Origin of the sequence: Cupriavidus sp. SW-Y-13 (genome assembly GCF_009793345.1) — a bacterium.
Taxonomy (GTDB): domain Bacteria; phylum Pseudomonadota; class Gammaproteobacteria; order Burkholderiales; family Burkholderiaceae; genus Cupriavidus.
The window spans coordinates 1,243,347-1,266,804 of sequence record NZ_WHLX01000001.1 but is presented as its reverse complement, the minus strand read 5'-3'; the positions used below and the strand labels follow the sequence as shown (position 1 = coordinate 1,266,804).

Below are 23,458 nucleotides of genomic sequence, written 5' to 3'. Positions count from 1 at the left end.
CAGCGACGGGTAGCGCGGCTTTCGATACGGGCCTATACCACCACGACCTCCTGCTCCGCCAGCATCGCAAACGCCTCCAATTCCGCACGATAGGCGTCCACCAGGCTTTGCACCGTGGCTTGCCGGAACATGGCGTCGCTGAAGATCCAGCTGACGGACAACTGTCCGTCGTACACGCGGCCCACGATTTCGATCCAGTTGGGGAGTGGGCCTGCGGCGCTGCGCATGGCCCCGCCTGCTTCCTCGGCTGGCTGGAAATCGGTGCTGTTGCGGAAGGTCTGGTCGAACTGGCCCAGGTAGTTGAAGGTGATGCGTGGTTCGGCGGCGGCCAGTGCGGTGCGTACGGCAAGGTCCCCGCCAAGGTAGCGCAGCACACCGTAGCCGATGCCCTTGCCAGGCACGGCGCGCAGTGTATCGCGCACGCCGAGGATGCTTTGGCTGGCGCTGTCGCGTCCGTGCGCGAGCCGCACGGGATAGACGCTTGTGAACCAGCCCGCGGTCTGGCTCAGGTCGAGTCCTGCGGCATCGCCCTCGCGGCCATGCCCTTCCAGGCTGACCAGTGTGGCGTCGTGGCCGGTCCAGCGTGCCAGCACGCGAGACAGCGCTGCGAGCAGCAGTGTTTCGATACCGGTTTCGAAAGCCGCTGGCACGGCGCGCAGCAACCGGGCCGTGATATCGCGGTCGAGGATGGTGCGCACCGATGCGGTGTATGCCGCGAGCGCAGAGACGGTGGCGTCATCGCGCGGCAGGTCCTGCGCATCGGCGAGTTGTGCCTGCCAGTAGCCGGCCTCGGCGCGCAAGGCCGCCGACTTGCCGTGGTCGCGCAGGTAGTTGGCCCAGGACTGGAACGAGACGCCGGCAGGCGGCAGCACCGCCGTTTCACCGGCCGCCAGTTGCGCGTAAGCGGCCTGCAGGTCGTCGAGCAGCACGCGCCACGTCACGCCGTCCACCACCAGATGATGGATCACCAGCAGCAAGCGCGCGCTGCCATCGGCAAGGCGCATGTGGACCACGCGCCAGAGCGGGCCACTGGCAAGGTTCAGGCTGCGCTGGGCGGCCTCCCCGACTTCGGTGACTTCGGCGGCTCCGTCCGCATCGCGCGTCCAGAGCACGTCTGCCGCGTGATCGCGCGGCACGGCATAGCCCTGCTCCCACGTGCCATCCGGGCGTTGCGTGAAACGCAGCCGCAGCGCGTCGTGACGCTGTGCAAGCGCGTCCAGTGCACGCAGCAGGTGCTGGCCATCCAGCGGACGTTCGGATCGCAACATCACCGACTGGTTGTAGTGATGACGCTCCGGAATCGGCTGGTCGAAGAACCACGACTGGATCGGGATCAACGGCACATGGCCCGCCGCAGTGGCCGGCCATGGCGATGCAGGACCGACGACAACCGGCGCGTCATCCCGTGAACACAGCGCAGCAATGGTCTGGTGCCGCATCAGGTCACGCAGCGTCAGCGTCAGGCCAATCCTGGCGTTGCGCACGCGGGAAATGACTTGCAGGCTGAGGATCGAATCGCCGCCAAGCTCGAAGAAGTTGTCGGTAATCCCCACGCGCGGCACTCCGAGCACCTGTTGCCAGATATCCGCCATCCGCTGCTCGATCTCGTTGCGCGGCGCCTCCCACACTGTTTCGGTCCTGACCGTCGGCTCGGGCAGCGCGGCGCGATCGAGCTTGCCGCTGATCAGGCGCGGCAGTGCGGGCAGCACCACCACGTGCGCGGGCACCATGTACTCCGGCAGACGGACACCCAGCTGCTGGCGCGCCCGCTCGGGCAGGTCGCCAGCAGGCACGCCCGGCAGCGGCACCGCGTAGGCCACAAGCTGGTTGCCGGACGGCCCCTGCCGGGTGACCACGGCCACATCGAGCACGCCCGGCACCTCGCGCATGCGCGCCTCGATCTCGCCCAGTTCGATGCGGAACCCGCGCACCTTCACCTGATGGTCGGCGCGGCCGATGTACTCGATCACGCCATCGTCCATGTAGCGCACGAGGTCGCCGGTGCGATACAGCCGGCCGCCATCGTTCGAGAACGGGTTGGCCACGAAGCGCTCGGCGCTCAGGCCCGGACGGCGCAGGTAACCGCGCGCCACGCCTTCCCCGCCCACATACAGCTCACCCACCTCGCCCGGTGGGACCAGCCGCAGGTCTTCGTCAAGTACCCAGTTCGACCGCTCGCCCACGGGCCGCCCAATCGGCGCATAGGCACAATCGAAGGCACTGTCAGCCGGCGTCTTCCAGATCAGCGGCGTCACCACGGTTTCCGTGGGGCCGTAGCCATTCAGCATGAAGCGCGGACGCAGCGTGCGACGCACGAGGTCGTAAGTGGCACGCGGCATCGCCTCGCCGCCGAACACGTAAACCTCGACGGGCGGCACATCGTCGCGCCCCACGGCCCATTCGGCGATCTGTCCGAGATAGGCCGGTGGAAATGCCACGTGGGTCACGCCATAGCGGTTCAGCGCGTGGTAGGTCTGCTCCGGCGTCCACAGTTCGTCGTCGCGCAGCACCAGCGTGGCGCCGGTAGTCAGCGTGGTCAGCCAGCGCTCGTGCGCGCCGTCGAACGAGAACGACATGAAGACCATCTCGCACGAGTCATGCGTCATGCCATAGATGCGCGATGTGGCCCGGCAGTGCATCGCCAGCGGACCGTGCGACACCGCCACGCCCTTCGGACGCCCCGTGGAACCCGAGGTGTAGATGATGTACGCCAGGCCCTGGCGCGGCACCGCCACGCGCGGATCGGTCTCGGGCCACGCATGGCCCGGCAGGTCTTCCAGTTCGAGCACGTCCACGGCGTGGCCCAGGCCCAGTCCCGCGCGCACATCGCGCTGCGTGACCAGCAGGCTCAGACGCGCATCGTCCACCATATACGCGAGCCGGTCAGCCGGATAGGCGGGGTCCAGCGGCACATAGGCCGCGCCCGTCTTGAGCACGGCCAGCAGCGTGACGATCATCTGCGGCGTGCGGCGCAACGCCACCCCGACCAGACTCTCCGACGTGATGCCGCGTGCCAGCAGCGCGTGCGCCAGTTGGTTGGCGCGGGCATTGAGCGTGGCGAAACTGATGGCTGCGTCGCCCATGCGCACCGCGATGGCGTCCGGGCGTGCGGCGGCATGTTCGGCGATGGACTCATGCACGAGCGCGGCCGGACGTTCGATGGCCGCATCGACCACACCCTGCGACTGGTGCGCCAGCACGGCCAGCGCCTGCGCAGCCTCCGTCCCCAGCCACGACAATTCGCCGAGCGGACGTGCGGCAGCCTGCACGAAGCCAGCCAGCAACTGCTCCATCTGCGCGCGCAGTGCCACGGCGAACTCGTCCGATACCTGGTGACTGGCGTAGCAGAACTCGATTTCGAGATGGTCGTGCATCAGCACCTGCAGGTCCATCGCGTAGCCGGTCAGCGACAGGCTGTCCACAGGGCCAAACGTCAGGCCGTAGCTTTCGGCATTGCGCAGCGTCTGCGAGATCGGGTGATTCTCGAACACGATGATGGTGTCGAATAGCGGACGGCCCGATGACCCCTGCCAGCGCTGGATATCGGCCAGCGATGTGTGTTCGAACTCGCGCAGGCCCAGGTTCAGGCCCTGCAGCGCGCGCAGCCAGTCTCCGAGCGGCTGGGCCGCCGGCATCGTCACCGGCACGGGAATCGTGTTGATGAACAGCCCCATCATTTCCTGGGCGCCGTCGAGCGATGGCGGACGCCCCGCCACCGTGGCGCCGAACGTCACCGTGTCGCGATTCAGGCAGCGCTTCAGCGTCAACGCCCAGGCAGCCTGCACGACCGTGTTCATCGTGACGCGCTCGCGTTGCGCAAACGCCTGCAGGTCGCGCGATGCTTCGGGCGTCATCCGCGTGTAGATCTTGCCGTAGCCCGGTTCGCGCTGCGGGGCACGCGAAGCTTCGGCCAGCAGCGTGGGGCCGTCCACGCGACGCAACGTATCGCGCCAGAACGTCTCGGCCACGGCCTTATCCTGCGCGGCCAGCCAGCGCACGTATTCGCCATAGCCGGGTGCCAGCGCGCCCAGTGCCTCGCCGGCATAGGACTGCAGCCATTCGCCCATCAGCCGCGTCTCGCCCCAGCCGTCCAGCAGCATGTGGTGGCCGGTCCAGACGATCTGGCAGAGATCGTCATCGAGCCGCACCACGCAAACGCGCGACAACGGCGGCGCCATCATGTCGAAGCCCCGACGCAGTTCGGTGTCCGCCAACGCCTGGAGCCGCGCCTCCGTGTCGGGCTGCCCGCGCCAGTCGAGTTGCGCGATGCTCGCCCGCACCGCGCGCCGCACCGCCTGCACCGCGCGCGCCATGCCGGCTTCCCAGATGAAAACACTGCGCAGGATGGGATGTCGATCCACCATCGCCTGCCACGCCTGTGCCAGACGCGCGGGGTCCAGCCCACGCACCGATACACTGCGCTGGTTCATGTAGAGGCCGCTGCCCGCCGATTCCAGCGTGTGGAACAGCATCCCCTCCTGCGTGGGCGACAGCGGATAGACGTCCTCGATCTCGTTCGCGTCGAAGCCGAGCGCGGCGATCTGTGCGGCGTCCAGATACTCTTCCAGCTTGCCGCGCACCGTGGCCTTCGCCATGGGCGCAGCGGTCCCGATGCGCTCCACCACCGATGCCAGCGCCGCAACGCTCTGATGCTCGAACATCTGGCGCGGCGTGATCTGCAAACCGGCGACACGTCCGCGCGACACGATCTGCAGGCTCAGGATGGAGTCGCCACCGAGCGCAAAGAAGTTGTCGTGCCGGCCCACGGCAGGCAGGCCCAGCACCTCGGCCCAGATCGCGGCCAGCGCCTGCTCGGTCTCGCCCTGCGGCGGTTCGGTCGGCTGCGTGCTATCGCCAATGACCGCTTCCGGCGCCGGCAGCGCATGCCGGTCCACCTTGCCGTTCGGGTTCAGCGGCAGGCGTGCGAGCACCACCAGCGGAGCCGGCACCATGTAGTCCGGCAGCTCGGCGGCCAGCGCCTGACGCAGGATGTCGCCATCGAGTTCGTAACCCGGTTGCGGCGAGACATAGGCCACCAGTCGCGTGCCCCCACCCGGTGCCCCTTGCGCCAGCGCCACCGCCTCGCGCACGCCCGGCTGCGCAAGCAGGCAGGCTTCCACTTCGCCCAATTCCACACGGAAGCCGCGAATCTTGACCTGATGGTCGATCCGGCCGAGGTACTCCAGTTCGCCTTGCGCCGTCCAGCGCACCAGGTCGCCCGTGCGATACAGCCGCGCGCCCGCTTCGCCGTATGGATCGGCCACAAAGCGCTCGGCGCTCAGGCTGGCCCGGCCCAGATAGCCGCGCGCCAGCAGATCGCCGCCGATGCACAACTCACCCGGCACGCCAGCCGGTGTGGCCTGCATCTGGCCGTCGAGCACATAGACCCGGCGACCCGCCAGCGGCGTGCCAATCGGCATCTGCACCGGCAACGGCTTGCCTTCGACGTACGGCGCGCAGTCCAGCACGGTAGCCGTGACCGTGGCTTCGGTCGGACCATACGTGTTCAGCAGCGTCACGTGCGACAGCCCCGCTTCGCGCCAGGCCTTGAGCCCTTCGGGCGGCATCGCTTCGCCGCCTGCGTGGACCTGGCGCAGCACGCCGTAGTCACGCGGACCCTGGCGCGCAAAGTCCTGCACCAGCAGGAACCAGTAGGCCGTGGTCAGATCGACCACGCTGATGCGCTGCGCGATCAGGCGTTGATGGAAAGTCTCGCTATCCCACAACTGCGGGCCACGCAGCACCACGGCGGCGCCCGCGCACAGCGGCGGGTACAGCTGCTCGACAAAGCCGTCGAAGTTCAGCGTGGCGAACTGCAGCATGCGGTCCGCCGGGGTCAGGCCGAAGAAGCCGATCGACACCTGCGCGTGGCCGGCCAGCGCGGCGTGAGACATCCCCACGCCCTTGGGACGGCCCGTCGAGCCGGAGGTGTAGATCACATACGCCAGCTGGTCGCGATGGACCGGCACCGCCGGGTCGCTATCCGGGCCGTCGATGTCGAGCAAGGCCGCGAGATCGAGAACGGGCACCGTGCCCTGCGGCAGCCGGTCGCGCACGGCATGGTGCGTCAGCAGCAAGGCAATGCCGCTGTCTTCGACCATGTACGCCAGACGCTCCGCCGGATAGGCGGGGTCCAGCGGTACGTAGGCCGCACCGGCCTTGAGGATGGCGAGCAGCGCCACGACCATGTCCGTCGAACGCGGCACCGCGAGGCCCACGCGGTCATCGGCGCGCACGCCCTGTGCGATCAGTCGATGGGCCAGCCGGTTCGCGCGACGTTCCAGTTCGCCGTAGGACAAGCCCGCGGCCTCATCCTCGAACAGCACGGCCAGTGCGTCGGGGTTGCGACGCGCCTGCGCCTGGAAGGCCAGATGCACGAGCGGCGCATGGTCTTGTTGTGTGCCCGTGCCCCAGTCAGCCAACTGGCGCGATTCCTTGCCCGACAGCAGCGGCACATCGCCCAGTGCGCGGTCCGGTTCTTCGGCCAGCGTTGCAAGCATGGACAGGTAGTGCCGCCCCAGCCGCTCGATCGTGGCGGGTTCGAACAGATCGGCAGCGTAGGTCATCCGCACGCCCACCACGCCCGAGGCACGCTCGACGGTATCCAGCATCAATTCGAAGCGCGAGTCTGTCTCGGTGGCGCCCAGGTCCACGCCGGCCACGTGCAGCCCCGGCAGGTCGTGGCTGGGTTGCACGTCTTCCTGCTGGTGGTTGATCAGCACCTGGAACAGCGGATTCGCGCTCAGGCCACGCTCGGGCCGCAGCACGTCGAGCAGCGCGTCGAATGGCAGGTCCTGATGGGCCTGCGCCTCCAGCACGCAATCCTGCGCCTGACGCAATGCCTCGCTTAACGGCATCTCCGCGCGCAACCGGTTGGACAGCACCTGTGTATTGACGAAGAAGCCGACCACACCCGCCGTCTCGGCGCGCTGCCGATTCGCCGTCAGCGTGCCGACGCGGATATCCGGCTCGCCCGTGTAGCGATGCAGCAACGCCTGCAGACCGCCGAGCAGCGCCGCGAACAGCGTACCGCCCTGCTGCCGCATGCGCTGCCGCAGCGCCGCCACCAATGGCGCGGGGACGTCGAAACCGTGCTTGGCGGCACGATACGTGGCGACGGTTCGCCGCACGTGATCGGCAGGCAGTTGGAGGACGGGATGCCGGGTGCCCAGCCGTTCTTGCCAGTAGGCCAGTTGGCGCGCCTGCTCGCCGGCCGCGAGCCAGTTGCGCTGCCAGAGCGCGAAATCGGCGTACTGCACGTCGAGCGCCGGCAGGCCGCTGGCTTCCCCGCGCACGTGGGCACCGTAGAGCGCCACGAACTCGTCGACGATCACCTGCATCGACCAGCCGTCCGAAATGATGTGATGCATGGTGACGACGAGCAGGTGCGCGTCGTCGGCCAGTCGCAGCAGCGCCACGCGCAGCAGTGGCCCGGTTTCGAGATCGAACGGGATGCGTGTCAGGCGCAGCGCTTCATCGCGGGCGCGGACGTCGCGTTCGCTGGCATCGATGGCACCGAGATCCAGCCGCGCCACCACCAGCCCGGAGGCGTCGCGGATCTCGGGCACCGCCATGCCGTTGGCATCGCCGTGAAACACCGTGCGCAGCGATTCATGACGCGCGGCCAGTGCCTGAAAACTGGCATCGAGCGCATCGGCATCGAGCTGCCCTTCCAGGCGCAGCGCACCGGCAATGTGATAGGCGGCACTCTGCGGATCGAGCTGCCACAGGAACCATTGACGCTGCTGCGCGGGCGAGGCGACCTGACGGTCGGCGGCCGGGGCCGGCACGATGGGCAGCAGGCCAAAATCCACACCCTGGCGCTGCAAGGCCGCCAGGAAGTCCTTCCGCTTGTCCGCGGGCAGTGCCAGGAATCGCTCGGCCAGCGCCCGTTTACGTTGTTCCATTCAGCTCTCCAGTGATGCGAGTAGATCGTCGATCTCGTCCAGTCCGGTGGACTCCGCTGCAGTCTGCGCTTCCAGATGCGCCGCCAGTTCGGCGGCCAGCGCGTGCAGCGTGACGTGTTCAAAGTAGGCCCGTAGCGGCAGGCGCGCGCCCATGCGCTGCTGGACGCGCGCCTGCGTCTGCAGGACGGCCAGCGAATGTCCGCCGAGCGCAAAGAAGTTGTCGTGCCGGCCCACGGCAGGCAGGCCCAGCACCTCGGCCCAGATCGCGGCCAGCGCCTGCTCCGTCTCGCCCTGCGGCGGCTCGGTCGGCTGCGTGCTATCGCCAATGACCGCTTCCGGCGCCGGCAGCGCATGCCGATCCACCTTGCCGTTCGGGTTCAGCGGCAGGCGTGCGAGCACCACCAGCGGAGCCGGCACCATGTAGTCCGGCAGCTCGGCGGCCAGCGCCTGACGCAGGATGTCGCCATCGAGTTCGTAACCCGGTTGCGGCGAGACATAGGCCACCAGTCGCGTGCCCCCACCCGGTGCCCCTTGCGCCAGCGCCACCGCCTCGCGCACGCCCGGCTGGGCGAGCAGGCAGGCTTCCACTTCGCCCAACTCCACACGGAAGCCGCGAATCTTGACCTGATGGTCGATCCGGCCGAGGTACTCCAGTTCGCCTTGCGCCGTCCAGCGCACCAGGTCGCCCGTGCGATACAGCCGCGCGCCCGCTTCGCCGTATGGATCGGCCACAAAGCGCTCGGCGCTCAGGCTGGCCCGGCCCAGATAGCCGCGCGCCAGCAGATCGCCGCCGATGCACAACTCACCCGGCACGCCAGCCGGTGTGGCCTGCATCTGGCCGTCGAGCACATAGACCCGGCGACCCGCCAGCGGCGTGCCAATCGGCATCTGCACCGGCAAGGGCTTGCCTTCGACGTACGGCGCGCAGTCCAACACGGTGGCCGTGACCGTGGCTTCGGTCGGACCATACGTGTTCAGCAGCGTCACGTGCGACAGCCCCGCTTCGCGCCAGGCCTTGAGCCCTTCTGGCGGCATCGCTTCGCCGCCTGCGTGGACCTGGCGCAGCACGCCGTAGTCACGCGGACCCTGGCGCGCAAAGTCCTGCACCAGCAGGAACCAGTAGGCCGTGGTCAGATCGACCACGCTGATGCGCTGCGCGATCAGGCGTTGATGGAAAGTCTCGCTATCCCACAACTGCGGGCCACGCAGCACCACGGCGGCGCCCGCGCACAGCGGCGGGTACAGCTGCTCGACAAAGCCGTCGAAGTTCAGCGTGGCGAACTGCAGCATGCGGTCCGCCGGGGTCAGGCCGAAGAAGCCGATCGACACCTGCGCGTGGCCGGCCAGCGCGGCGTGAGACATCCCCACGCCCTTGGGACGGCCCGTCGAGCCGGAGGTGTAGATCACATACGCCAGCTGGTCGCGATGGACCGGCACCGCCGGGTCGCTATCCGGGCCGTCGATGTCGAGCAAGGCCGCGAGATCGAGAACGGGCACCGTGCCCTGCGGCAGCCGGTCGCGCACGGCATGGTGCGTCAGCAGCAAGGCAATGCCGCTGTCTTCGACCATGTACGCCAGACGCTCCGCCGGATAGGCGGGGTCCAGCGGTACGTAGGCCGCACCGGCCTTGAGGATGGCGAGCAGCGCCACGACCATGTCCGTCGAACGCGGCACCGCGAGGCCCACGCGGTCATCGGCGCGCACGCCCTGTGCGATCAGTCGATGGGCCAGCCGGTTCGCGCGACGTTCCAGTTCGCCGTAGGACAAGCCCGCGGCCTCATCCTCGAACAGCACGGCCAGTGCGTCGGGGTTGCGACGCGCCTGCGCCTGGAAGGCCAGATGCACGAGCGGCGCATGGTCTTGTTGTGTGCCCGTGCCCCAGTGGGACAGCACCGCGTGTTCCGCGTCGTGCAGCGCCACCAATCCGCCAACTGCCGCCGATGCATCGGCGGCCAACGCTTGCAGCAGACGCACAGTGTGATCCGCCACGCGTGCCGCATCGCCCTCGCTCAGCGCCGCGCGATCGAAATCGATCTGCAGATGCCATGTCGGCGCGGCGTACGCAGTGACGGTCACCGGATAACTGGTTTCGTCGCGACGATGGATGACAGTTGCCTGCAAGTTGTCCGGCAGCGTTTCGCGCAGCGCGGCATCGACCGGATAGTTCTCGAAGACCAGTACCGAATCGAACAGCGCCTGTCCGGCCTGCCCTGCCCAGCGCTGGATGTCGTAGAGCGGCGTGTGCTCGAATTCGCGCGACGCCAGGTTGTGCGCCTGCAGATCGCGCAGCCAGTTGCCCACGGTCTGCCCCGACTTCGGCGCCGCCACCACCGGCAGTGTGTTGATGAACAGGCCAAGCAGCGTCTGCGCACCCGGTACGTCGTCGGGACGTCCGGCCACCGTCGCGCCAAAGCTGACGGTCTGCTGTCCGGTATAGCGCTGGAGCACCAGCGCCCATGCGGCCTGCATCAGCGTGTTGAGTGTAATGCGTTCGCGACGCGCAAACGCGGTGAGCGCAGCGGTGGCGGCATCGTCGAACACGCGCGTCTCGCGGCCCTTGCCCATGGCGCTGGCCGGCGTCGGCAGCGTCTTCGCCAGATGTGTGTTCCCCTCCAGCCGCGCCAGTTGCGTGCCCCAGTATTGCCGCGCCGCGTCGGCGTCCTGCGCCTGTAGCCAGCCGATATGGTCGCGGTAGCGACCGGACTTCGGCGTGGCGGGCTGCCCCGCGTAGGCGCGCAGCACCTCGCCCATCAACTGCGACGTGCTCCAGCCATCGAGCAACAGGTGATGGCTGGTCCAGACCAGGTGATGCCGCTGCGCAGCCGTGCGCACGAGCACGAGCCGGATCAGCGGCGGTGCGGCAAGGTCGAAGCCGCGCGCCAGTTCCGAGGCGGCCAGTGCTTCGAGCGCCGCGTCGTGCTGGTCCGTGGATCGATCACGCCAATCGTGTTCGGTCAACGGCAGCGCGCCGGGACGCGCCACCCATTGCAGCGGTGTCTCGCCTGTGAGGAAGCCGGTACGCAACACTTCATGCCGTGCAAAGACCTGCTGCCACGCGGCACGGAAGCGTGCGACATCGAGGCCGTCGAAGTCGATACGCAACTGGTTCAGATACGCCGTGGCCTCGGGGTCGAGCAGCGCGTGGAACAGCATGCCGGCCTGCATCGGCGAGAGTGGATAGAGGTCTTCCAGCTCTGCCGTCGCGCCCGCCGCCATTGGCAGCGTATCGAGTTGCGCCTGCGTGAGACCGGCAAGCGGTACGTCCGAAGGCGTCACACCACGGTTGCCGGCGAGGCAATGCGCGATCAGCGATTCCAGATGCGTGCGATAGCGCTCCAGCAGCCCCTGCACTGTAGCGTCGTCGTGCAGCGCGCGGCTGAACGACCAGCTCAGGCTCAGGCGCCCGCCATGGACCATCGCGCCCACGTCGAACCATGTGCGGCGCCTGCTTTCCGGTGCGCGCTGGCGCCCTGCCGATTCGCGCGCCGCCTGCCACACGGCGCCCTTGCCGAACGCCTGGTCGAACTGCCCCAGATAGTTGAACGTGACCTGCGGATACGGCAGATCACCCAGTGCGCGGCCTGCCTCGGTCATATGGCGCAACACGCCATAACCGAGCCCCTTGCAGGGCACGGCGCGCAACTGTTCCTTGATGGCCTTGAGCGATTCGCCTTCTCCACGGCTACCGGGCGTCAGCCGCACCGGGAACAGCGACGTCAGCCAACCCACCGTGCGCGTGAGATCGATTCCCTCTTCCAGTTCCTCGCGGCCATGGCCTTCGAGTTCCACGACCACGCTGTCCCGGCCATCCCATTCGCAGAGCGTGCGGGCCAGCGCGGCCAGCAGGATGTCGTTGATCTGCGTGCGGTATGCCTGCGGCACCTCGTTGAGCAACTGGCGTGTCGTTGCCTCGTCGAGCGTGACGCTCAGTGCGTGCGCATCGGCCACGGTGTTGCTGCCGCCCGCCTTTGCGGGGAAGCTGCGTGATTCGCCCTGTTCGACGTGCCACTGCGCCTGCCAGTAAGGCAGTTCGGCGGCCATCGCGGCACTACCCGCGTGGCGTTGCAGCGTTTCGACCCATGCCTGCAGCGTGCTGGTCGACGGCGGCAATGTCACTGCCTGCCCTTGACCGAGTTGCTCGTACGCGGCGTGGAGATCCTCGACGATCACGCGCCACGACACGCCATCCACCACCAGGTGATGGGCGGCCAGCAGCAGCCGGCCCGGGCGCGACGGCCCGAGGTCGATCCACACGGCCTGGAAAGGACGGGACAGGTCGAGGCTGCGCTGGACGGCATCCGCTGCCTGCGCGATGGCCTGCGATGCATCCTCGGCGTCGGCCTGCGACACCATCTTGAACGATGACGTCCCCAACGCGGCCAGCGATTGTTGCCACGCGCCGTCGCGCTGCGCGAACCGTAGCCGCAATGCGCCGTGTTGGTCCACCACATGCGCCACGGCGCGGCGTACCCGTTCGACATCGACCGGCGCGCTGCTCTCCAGCATCAGCGACTGGTTCCAGTGGCTGGTGGCAAACGGATGCACGGCGGCGTGGGCGAAGAACCAGTGCTGGGCCGGCGTCAGGGCGAACCAGGTTTCGGTGGCCGGCGTCGCGGCCGGCGCCGGTACGGCAGCGCTCTGCACGCGCGTTGCCACGGCCGCGACCGCTGAAACGGTCTGCCCTTCCATCAACTGGCGCGGTGTCAACTTCACGCCGCGACGGCGGGCCCGCGCCACGATCTGCAGCGTCAGGATCGAATCTCCGCCCAGTTCGAAGAAATTGTCGTGACGGCCCACGCGCGCCACGCCGAGGATCTCTGCCCAGATGGCAGCCAGCGTGGTTTCGACTTCACCCTCTGGCGCCGCGAACCCGTCGCCGTCGTCGCCCTGCTGCGCTGCGGGTTCTGGCAACGCCCGGCGATCCACCTTGCCGTTTGGCGTCAGCGGCAGCGCGTCGAGCACCATGATGGCGGCCGGCACCATGTAGTCCGGCAGCGTCGCGGCCAGTTGCTCGCGCAGGCTTGCCACATCGGGGTGGCCCTCGCCGTTGCCCACCACATAGGCGTGCAATTGCGTGCGCCCATCATCGGCGTCGCGAGCAATCACCTCGGCGCGGCTCACGCGCGGCAAGGCCGCCAGCGCCTGCGCCACCTCGCCCAGTTCCACGCGATAGCCACGCACCTTGACCTGATCGTCCACCCGACCGAGGAATTCGAGGCTGCCGTCCTCGCGCATCCGCACGCGGTCGCCCGTGCGATACAGCCGCGCGCCATCGCCCATCGGATTCGCCACAAAGCGCTCGGCGGTCTGTGCGGCACGCCCCTGATAGCCACGCGCCAGTCCGGCCCCACCCAGGTACAGCTCGCCCACGCCACCGCGCGGCACGGCGTTCAGGCCCGCATCCAGCACGTAGGCGGCATTGCCCGCCAGCGGATGGCCGACGGGCAACGTCGCGGCGGCGCGGTCCGCCGTGGCGGCCTCCTGCGTCAGGATGCCCACCGTGGTTTCAGTCGGGCCATAGTGGTTCATGACGCGCGTTTCCGGGCGCAGTTCGGCGATGCGCGCCAGCAGCGGCCAGCGCGTAGCCTCGCCGCCCAGCACCAGCCGCGCACGCGGCAGCACCGCCGCAGCGTGCTGGGCGCTCAACAACGCCTGCAGATGGCCGGGCACGATCTTGAGCACGTCCACGGCATGGCGGTCCATGTAGTCCGCAAACCGGTCCGGATCGAAGGCACGCTCCGGTGCCAGCATATGAAGCAGGCGCCCGGAGCACAGCGCGCCGAACAGCACCGTATGGCCCAGATCGGCGCCCACGGTCGAGGCCATTGCCATGCTGCGCGCTGTCTCGGGCAGGTCCATCCGCTGCAGCACGGCCCGCACGTAGTTGGCAAGCGCGCCATGGCTGATGACCACGCCCTTGGGCTGCCCGGTCGAGCCGGAGGTGTAGATCAGATAGGCCGGCAACGCGGGATGCAGCGCGGCGTCCGGCAACGCCGGCAGCGCCTGCGCATCACCGGAGTCGGTCAGCGACATCACGGGAACGCCAAAGCCGCTGGCGCTACCCGTTGCATCGAGCACCAGCGATGCCTGGCTATCGTCGACCACGTAGGTCAGGCGCGATGCCGGCAATGCGGGATCGAGCGGCACATACGCGCCACCGGCCTTGAGCACCGCCAGCAGGCCCAGCACCATTTCGATGGAGCGCTGCGCATGCACGCCCACGCGCGATTCCGCGCCGATGCCCTGCGCGCGGAGCCGTTGCGCCAGCCGGTTGCTGCGCGCGTCGAGGTCCGCGAACGTGACACTGCGGGCGCACTGATCCACCTCGTCGGCCACGGCCTGCGCGGCAGGGGTGCGACGCACGGCATCGCGCCAGAGGGCCAGCACATTCGGGGCGGGCTCTGCGGCCGGCGCGTGCGCCACGACAGGAACGGGGGCGAGCGCGCCCAGTGCCACGTCCGGGTGCTGCTGTCCCACGTGGACCATGTCATGCAGCACGCTGTCGAAGGCGTCCGCGATGCGTGCGGCCATGGCCTCATCCACGTGCGCCAGATCGTGCAGGTAATCGAAACTCAACGTGGCGCCGGTCTTCACGCGCAGCGTCAGCGGATAGTGATTGCCGTTGCCAGAACGGACATCGGTAAATGTCAGTCCGGCCGGGTTGCGCGACAGCGCTTCGTCCACGGGATAATTTTCGAAGACGATGATGGTATCGAACAGCCCCTGCCCGCTGGCACCGGCCGTGCGCTGGATGTCATGCAGCGGCAGGAACTCATGCTCGCGCGAGGCAATGCTCTGGGCCTGCAACGCATCAAGCCAGGCATTCAGCGCATCGCCGGGGCGCGGCTGCGCCACCACGGGCAGCGTGTTGATAAAGAGTCCGACCATGCGCTCGACACCCGGCACATCCATCGGACGTCCCGCCGTGGTCGCGCCAAAGCACACGGCGTCCTGGCCGGTGAGACGGTGCAGCAGGATGGCCCACGCGCCTTGAATCAGCGTGTTCAGCGTGACGCGGCGCGTCCGCGCAAACGCCTGCAGGCTGTCGTTCCGCGCCGCGTCGAGCACGCGCGGATAAGCGCGGTAGCCGTGGCGACCCACCGGGGCGGTCAATGCATCGGCCACGCGAGTGGGTGCGGTGAGGATCGCCAGTTGACTGCCCCAGTGGCTGCGCGCTGCGGCGGTGTCCTGCTGTCCCAACCAGCCGATGTAGTCGCGGTAGCGCGCGGTCTGGGGCGGCAGCGACTGGCCGGCATAGTGACTCAGCACCTCGCCGAGCAGTTGCGACGTGCTCCAGCCATCGAGCAGCAGATGGTGATGGGTCCAGATCAGGTGATGGCGTGTGGCGCCGATGCGTACCAGCGCCAGCCGCATCAGCGGCGGTTGCGCCAGATCGCAGCCCTGGTCGCGCTCGGCCTGCGCCAGCGTGTCCAGCGCCGGGGCGAGATCGTGGGGCGCCTCGGCTTCGACCCCATCGATCACGGTCAGCGGCAACGGCACGGTGCGTGCCACCCATTGCAGTGGCGTTTCGCCGGCGAGGAAGCCGGTCCGGAGAATGTCGTGCCGGTCCAGCACGGCCTGCCACGCCGCGCGGAAGCGTTCGACATCGAGGTGGTCGATATCGGCGCGCAACTGGTTCAGATACGCATCGCCCTGCGCCGCGTGGGCACTCAGGAACAGCATGCCGGTCTGCATCGGCGCCAGCGGGTACAGGTCCGCGATGTCAGCCGCATCCACTGGCAAGGCCAGCGTGTCGAGCGCTGTTTGCGTCAGGCCCGCCAGCGGGAAATCCGATGGCGAGACACCGCGCGCACCGCTGGTGCAATGCGCAATCAAGGCTTGCAGCTCGCGCTGGAAGCTGGCGGCAAGGGCCTCCATCGCCGGGCGCGCGTGGCGGTTGCGGCTGTAGTGTACTGTCAGCGTCAGCGTCTGGTCGTAGACCTGACCATTGATCGCCAGCGCGTGCATCAGCGGCGCGTCGGCATCCATGGCAGGACCGGCGCTTTCGTTGGCGGGTTTCCAGCCGCTTTCCGCATCGAACGCACCGTCGAACTGGCCCAGGTAGTTGAAAACAACTTCCGGACGCGGCAAGGCTTTCATCGCCGCCTGCTGCGCGGGGGTGCCCATGTCGCGCAGCACGCCATGGCTCAGGCCACGTCCCGGTACGGCGCGCAGGTGTTCCTTGACGCGTCGCAGCGCATCACCCGGTTCGCCCAGCGGCGCCAGCGCCACCGGATACAGGTTCGTGAACCAGCCGACCGTACGCGAGATATCGAGGTCAGACACGGCCTCGCGGCCATGGCCTTCGAGATCGACAAGGATCTGGTCGCTACCGGTCCAGCCACACAGCGCACGGCCCAGTGCCGTGAGCAGGATGTCGTTGACTTGCGTGCGATAGGCGCCCGGTGCCTCGCGCAGCAATGCCGACGTGGCGGCTGCATCGAGCGTCAGCGTGACACTGTCGCGCTCGCCAACCGTGCCGAAGGCTGCCGCGCCATCGCGTGGCAGCGCCACCGGCACGTTGCGCAATGCCTCCCACGCAGGCAAATCGGCGGCGTGCGACTCGGCATGGTCGCGCAGTGCCAACGCCCACGTTTGCACACTGGCTGTGCGCGGTGGCAACGCCACGGACTGGCCCGCGCATCGTTGCTGATACGCGGTGCGGAGATCGTCGAGCAGGATGCGCCATGACACGCCATCCACCGCCAGATGGTGGATCACCAGCAGCAGCCGGTGGGCAGGTGTGGCGCCATCGATCTCGATAGAGACTGCGCGCACGAGCGTGCCGGTGTTCAGGTCCAGGCTGCGTTGGGCCTCGACGCACAGCGCATCGAGACCGTCTGCCGGGGTCTGCCGTGTCCACAACACGTCGTGCCTCGGCGTGCTACCGGCGGCCGCACACGTCTGGTGCCAGTGGCCGTCCACATCGCAAGTGAACTGCATGCGCAGCGCGTCGTGATGGGCGATCAGCGCGGCCAGTGCCTCGCGCATGGGCTGCGCGGCGATGGGGCCAGCCGATTGCAGCAGCACCGCCTGATTCCAGTGGTGGCGCACTGGCATGTCCATGCCCAGGAAAGCGGCCTGGAATGGCAGCATTGGCACTTCACCCGAAGCCGGCGCGTGCTCACGCACCGCCAGTTGGGCGGGGACGGCCACGGCAGCCAGTCGGGCAAGCGTCTGCGACTCGAACATCTGGCGCGGCGTCAGTTGCCAGCCGGTACGCCCTGCGCGCGACACGATCTGCAAGCTGATGATGGAATCGCCGCCCAGTTCAAAGAAGTTGTCGTGGCGGCCCACGCGTTCGATGCCGAGTACCTCCGCCCAGATGGCAGCCAGCGCGATTTCCGCTTCGCCTTCCGGCGCTTCGTAGCTGGCCTGCGTTTGCGCTTCCGGTGCCGGCAGCGCCTTGCGATCCAGCTTGCCGTTGGCGTTCAGCGGCAGACGATCCAGCACCATCAACGCGGACGGCACCATGTACTCGGGCAATGCTTCACCGAGCCTGACACGCATCGTCTGCGCATCGAGCGACTGCCCTGCCCGGCATGCCACGTAGGCCACCAGTCGCGTGCCGCCTACGGCAACCACCACCGCCTCCGCCACTTCGGGCAGCGCCAGCAACTGCGCCTCGATCTCGCCCAGCTCGATCCGCAGGCCGCGGATCTTCACCTGATGGTCGATCCGGCCCAGGTATTCCAGTTGCCCATCGGCACGCCAGCGCACCAGATCGCCCGTGCGATACAGGCGCCCGCCTGCCTCGAAGGGATCGGCCACGAAGCGCTCGGCCGTCAGGCCCGGACGACGCAGATAGCCGCGCGCCAATCCCACGCCGCCCAGATACAACTCGCCCGCCACGCCCTGCGGCACGCGGTTCAGGCTGCCGTCGAGCACATGCGTGCGGATGCCCGACAGCGGTCGGCCAATCGGCACTTGCCGCCCTTCGGCGCGGCAGTTCCAGTACGTGACGTCGATCGCCGCCTCGGTCGGGCCATAGAGGTTGTCGAGCGAGACCCACGGCAAGCGCGCCAGCACCTGCGCCTGCACCTCTGCGGGCAACGCCTCGCCGCTGCACACGATGCGCCGCACGCTGCGGCAGGCTTCCACGCCATCGTGGGCCATGAACGCGGCCAGCATCGACGGCACGAAGTGCAGCGTGCTCACGTCATGCGCCGCGATGCGCGCCACGAGCCGCGCCGGATCGCGATGCTCGCCCGGTGCTGCCAGCGCCAGACGCGCACCGACCATCAGCGGCCAGAAGAACTCCCAGACCGAGACATCGAAGCTGAACGGGGTCTTCTGCAGCACCGTATCCGCATTGCTCAGTGCATAGGCCTGCTGCATCCACGCGAGCCGGTTATGCAGCGCGCCGTGCCGATTGGCCGCGCCCTTGGGGCGTCCCGTGGAGCCCGAGGTGTAGATCACGTAGGCCAGGCTCTCGGCGTGCAGCGGCACCGCTGGCGCGTAGGTCGGCCACGCACTCCAATCGAGCGTATCGAGATCGAGCCACGTGGCGGCCAGCCGGGCCGGCACCCGTTCGCGCAGATGCGACTGCCCGAGCAGCAGCGACACCGCGCTGTCCTCGACCATGTACGCGATGCGCTCGGCCGGATACTCGGGATCGATGGGCACATAGGCGCCACCAGCCTTGAGGATGCCGAGCAGGCCCACCACCATCTCGATCGAGCGTTCGGCCACGATGCCCACGGGCATCTCGGGACGCACGCCCAGTGCGATCAGTTGATGCGCCAACCGATTGGCACGCGCATCCAGCTCCGCGTAGCGCAGCGACTGCTCGCCGAACACCAGGGCCACCGCATCGGGCGTGGCCGCAGCCTGTCGGGCGATGAGGTGATGCACCGGCTCCGGCGTGCCGTGCGTATCCGTGTTGATGCTCCAGCCATCGAGCCGCGCGCCTTCCTCGGCGGCCAGCAGCGGCACATCGGCCACAGCCGTATCCGGCTGTGTGGCGAGCGCTTGCAGCATGGCTTCGTAGTGCGCCGCCATGCGTGCCATGGTCTCCGGTTCGAACAGTTCGGCGGCATAACGCAGCGTCAGTTGCAGCGTGCCGTCGTCGTGTTCGATGGAGTCGAGGACCAGTTCGAACTGCGCGGCCTGCGCGCCAACGGCCCACGGCGTCACCGACAGATCGCTCGACCCGGCCAGCGCGGCCAGCGCGGCGCGGTTGTCACGCTGGTGATTGAACATGACCTGGAACAGCGGCGGATGGCTCAGGCTGCGCTCCGGCTGCAGCGCATCCACCAGTTGCTCGAATGGCAGGTCCTGATGGGCCTGCGCGCCCAGCGCAGCTTCGCGGGTCTGTGCCAGTGCCTGCGCCAGTGTCATGCGCGGGCCGGCTTGCAGCCGCATCACCTGTGTATTGACGAAAAGCCCGACCGTGTCCTGCACATCGCCACGATGCCGATTGGCGATGGGCACGCCCACGCGAATATCGGCCAGCCCGGTGTAGCGCGACAGCAGCGTCTGGAACGCCGTCAGCAGCGCCATGAACACGGTGGCACCGCTGGCCTGCGCACGCTGGGCCAGTGCATCGCGCACGGTTCTGGGCAGCGTCGCCACGTGACGAGCCTCGTGGTAGCCGTCGGCGGCCAGCCGGGGGGCGTCGGCGGGCAGTTGCAGCACCGGATGATCGTCGCCAAGCTGCGTGCGCCAGTAATCGAGTTGGCGGGTCTGCTCGGCGGCATCGAACCAGCCGCGCTGCCATGCCGCATAGTCCACGTACTGGACGGCCAGCGGTGCCACCGCCAACGCCTGCCCGTTCCGCAGCGCGCCGAATCGCGTCACGAACTCGTCGACGATCACGCGCATCGACCAGCCATCCGAGGCAATGTGATGCATCACCACGACCAGCCGATGGTCGTCCTCGGCCATGCGGATCAGCGCCGCACGCACCGGAATCTGGCCTTCGAGATCGAATGGCGTCAGCGCCAGACGGGCGGCCTCTTCCGTGGCCGATGCCTCGGCGTCCGCCGTGTTCCGCAGGTCGATTACCGGCACCTCGAACGTCGCCTCCGGCAGCACCCGCTGCATGGCCTTGCCATCGGCGTCGGCCACGATCACCGTGCGGAATGCTTCGTGCCGCGCCACCACGGCACGCAGTGCCTGCACCAGCAGATCGATGTCGAGCGCGCCCTGCAAGCGCAGGCCACCGGCGATATGGTTGGCCGTGCTGGCTGGGTCCAGCTTCCAGAGGAACCACTGGCGTGCCTGCGCCGGGGACAGCGGTTGCGGGTCGAAACGGACATCGTCGGCCAACCGGGGCATGGCGGGCAACGGCGCCGCGTCGGACTGCGCGACGGCCACGGGCGCCACGGCAGCGGCGTGTGCCGCGGCGAGCGCCGCCAGCGTCTGGTGCTCCAGCAACTGGCGCGGCGCCAGCTTGATGCCCTGCTTGCGTGCGCGGGCCACCACCTTGAGGCTCAGGATGGAATCGGCGCCCAGCGCGAACACGTTATCGTTGCGTCCCACGCGCGCCACGCCCAGCACCTCGGCCCAGATCGCGGCCAGCTTTTCTTCGAACTCGCCCTGCGGCGCTTCGTAGCGCGCGCCGCCATCGCGTTCCGGACGCGGCAATGCCTTGCGGTCGATCTTGCCGTTGGCGTTCAGCGGCAGTGCATCGAGCAGCACGATCGCTGCCGGCACCATGTAGTCGGGCAGTGTCGCGGAGAGCCGCTCGCGCAACGTGTTGGCATCGGCGCTGCCCACCACATACGCGCACAGCATCGCGCGGCCATCGTCGGCCTGGTCCGCCAGCACCTCGGCCTCGGCAACGCCCGGCAGGGCCAGCATGGCGCGGCGCACCTCACCGGGCTCCACCCGATAGCCGCGAATCTTGACCTGGTCATCGACCCGGCCCAGGAACGCGAGGCTGCCATCGGGCAGCATGCGCACCTTGTCGCCGGTCCGGTACATGCGCTCGCCCGCGCGCAGCGGATGGGCGACAAAGCGTTCGGCGGTCTGTCCGGGACGGGCCGCGTAACCGCGCGCCACGCCGGGGCCGGACAGGTACAACTCGCCCGCCACGCCCTGCGCCACCGGGTTCATGTCGGCGTCGAGCACCATGGCCTTGCCGTTGGCAAGCGGCTTGCCCAGCGGCAGGCCCGCCGCCGTGCGATTGGCCGTCTGGCCGTCCTGCGTCAGCACGCCCACCGTGGTCTCCGAGGGACCATAGTGATTCATCACGGCACAGCCGGGGCGCAGCGCGTGGATACGGTCGAGCAGATCCCACGAGGTGGACTCGCCGCCAAGCACCAGCAAATGGCGCGGCAACACCGACGCGGCATCGCGGGCCTGCAGCAGGGCCTGCAGATGGCTCGGCACGATCTTGAGCGCATCCACGCCGTGCGCGGCCATGTACTCGCCGAAGCGGTCGGGATCGAACGCACGCTCGCGGCTGATCAGGTGCAGCGTCCGTCCGCTGCACAGCGCGCCGAAGAAGCTCGTGTGCCCCAGGTCGGCGGCCACCGTGGAGATCATCGCCAGGCTCCCGGCTTCCGCCGGCAGCGCCATCCGGTCCAGCACGGCGCGCACATAGTGTGTGAGCGCGCCACGCGCGACCGTGACACCCTTGGGCTGGCCCGTGGACCCCGATGTGTAGATCACGTAGGCAGCCTGCGCCGGATGAACCGGCGCAGGCTGCCAGTCCGGCACCATGGCCGGCGCCTCGCCCTCGCAAGTCAGCGGCCAGACTTCGACATCGGGCGTCCACGCCGGCGCCACTGCGGCAAGCAGCAATGCGGCGCCGCTGTTTTCCACCTGATAGGCCAGGCGGTCGGCCGGCAGTTGGGGATCGAGCGGGACATAGGCGGCACCTGCCTTGAGCGCGGCGAGCACACCCAGCACGAAGGCATTCGAGCGCTCGGCGAGGATGGCGACACGGCTCTCCGCGCCGATGCCACGCGCCTGCAGCTTGCGAGCCAGCGCGTTGGCGCGGGCATCGACGCTGGCGAAGTCATGACCGCCGGACTCGTCGTGAACGGCGAGCCGCGTGGGCACATCGCGCACGGCCTGATCCCACGACGCCATGAGGTCTGCCACGGCGAACGTTTGCGCGGGACCGCACAGCGCCGTCTGCGCGCCCGGTACGCGATATGCGGCCAGCGGCAATGTCGGCGCGGACACCGCCTGCTCGGCGATGGCAGCCAGTGCGGTGCCAAAGCGCGCGATGGTAGCTTCGTCGAAGCGTGCGGCAGCGTAGGCCAGTACGCATTCGATACCGTCCTGGCGATCCGTGAAATCGAAGCTCAGGTCGAAGTGGGCATGGCCGCCGCTCAGTTCCTCGATCCGGATCTCAAGGCCCGCTGCGTGGAAGTTCGCGGGCCGGTCCTGCTGCTCGGTGCACTTCACCTGGAACAGCGGATGCACGCCCGGCTGACGCTCCGGCGCCAGCGCATCGACAAGCATCTCGAAGGGCAGGTCCGGATGTGCGTGTGCGTCGAGCACGGCATCGCGCACACGGGCCAGCAGTGATGCGAACCCTTCGCGTGCATCCAGCTCGGCGCGGATCACCTGGACATTGAGCAGGCAGCCGATCAGGCCCAGCGTCTCGGCTTTTTGCCGGCTCGCCAATGGCGATCCCACGCGCAGATCGGCCTGTCCACCGTGCCGATACAGCGCCACGTCCAGCAGCGCGAGCATCACCATGTACACCGAGGCGCCCTGGGCACGGGCCAGTGCGCGCAGGCGCTGGCTCAGTTCGGCGGAAAGCACCATGCGGTGGCGCCCTTCGCTTGCGGCGAGATGGGCCGGTGCGGCAACGTCGCGCTCGCGGTCGAACGGCAGCACGGCGATGGCGTGGACGTCGCCAAGACGCCCGGTCCAATGCGCAAGCTGCCGCTCGGCCACGCCAGCTTCGAGCCAGTTGCGTTGCCACACGGCGTAGTCGGCGTACTGGATCGGCAGCGGGGGCGGCGCGGCCACGCCGCCCTGTGTCAGCGCCTGGTAGTGGCCGAGCAGTTCGTCGATGGCGATGCGGATCGACCAGCCATCGGCGGCGATATGGTGGACGGACAGCGCCAGCACATGCTCGGCATCGCCGGTCTGGAACAGCGCGGCGCGGATCGGTGCCTCGATATCCAACTGGAACGGCTTTTCGCGGAAGGTGTCGAGCCGCACGCGGAGCGTCGCTTCGGTGTCTTCACCGCGCAGATCTTCGAACGGCAGCGGGACATCGACGTGTTCCAGCACATGCTGGGACGCCTCGCCATCGTCGGCCACACGGTAAACGGTGCGCAGGATGTCGTGCCGCCGGGTCAATCCGTTCAAGGCTGCGTGCAGTGCCGTGCGATCCAGTGTGCCGCGCAGATGCAAGGCGCCCGGCAGGTTGTAGGCCGGGCTCGTGGGATCAAGCTGCCAGGTGAGCCACATGGCGCGCTGTGCGTACGAGAGCGGCAGCGGCGCATCGCGGCGGGCCGGAACGATCGGCAGCTCGGCCGCGCTCAGGCCCATGGCTTCGAGCTTGCTCAGGAATTCGCGGCGGGCTTGCGGTGCCAGTGCGGCGAAACGTTGCGCGATCTGTTGTGCGTCCAATGCCATGG

2 protein-coding genes are annotated in these 23,458 nt (G+C 68.5%); both read right to left on the bottom strand.

Annotated elements, in window-relative coordinates:
• Nucleotides 1-32: 32 nt before the first annotated feature.
• The gene (locus tag GA566_RS05635; RefSeq protein WP_160471966.1) at nt 33-7,907 is read right to left on the bottom strand and encodes a non-ribosomal peptide synthetase; all 7,875 of its coding nucleotides are present in this window, start codon (nt 7,905-7,907) and stop codon (nt 33-35) included.
• Complete coding sequence (locus GA566_RS05630; protein ID WP_160471964.1) at nt 7,908-23,456, bottom strand: non-ribosomal peptide synthase/polyketide synthase; 15,549 nt, start codon at nt 23,454-23,456, stop codon at nt 7,908-7,910. It lies immediately after the preceding gene.
• Between the last annotated feature and the right edge of the window lie 2 nt (nt 23,457-23,458).

Coding starts and splice junctions, on each gene's coding strand:
- GA566_RS05630 (WP_160471964.1), bottom strand. CDS start 23,456: ATGGCATTGGACGCACAACAGATCGCGCAACGTTTCGCCGCACTGGCA.
- GA566_RS05635 (WP_160471966.1), bottom strand. CDS start 7,907: ATGGAACAACGTAAACGGGCGCTGGCCGAGCGATTCCTGGCACTGCCC.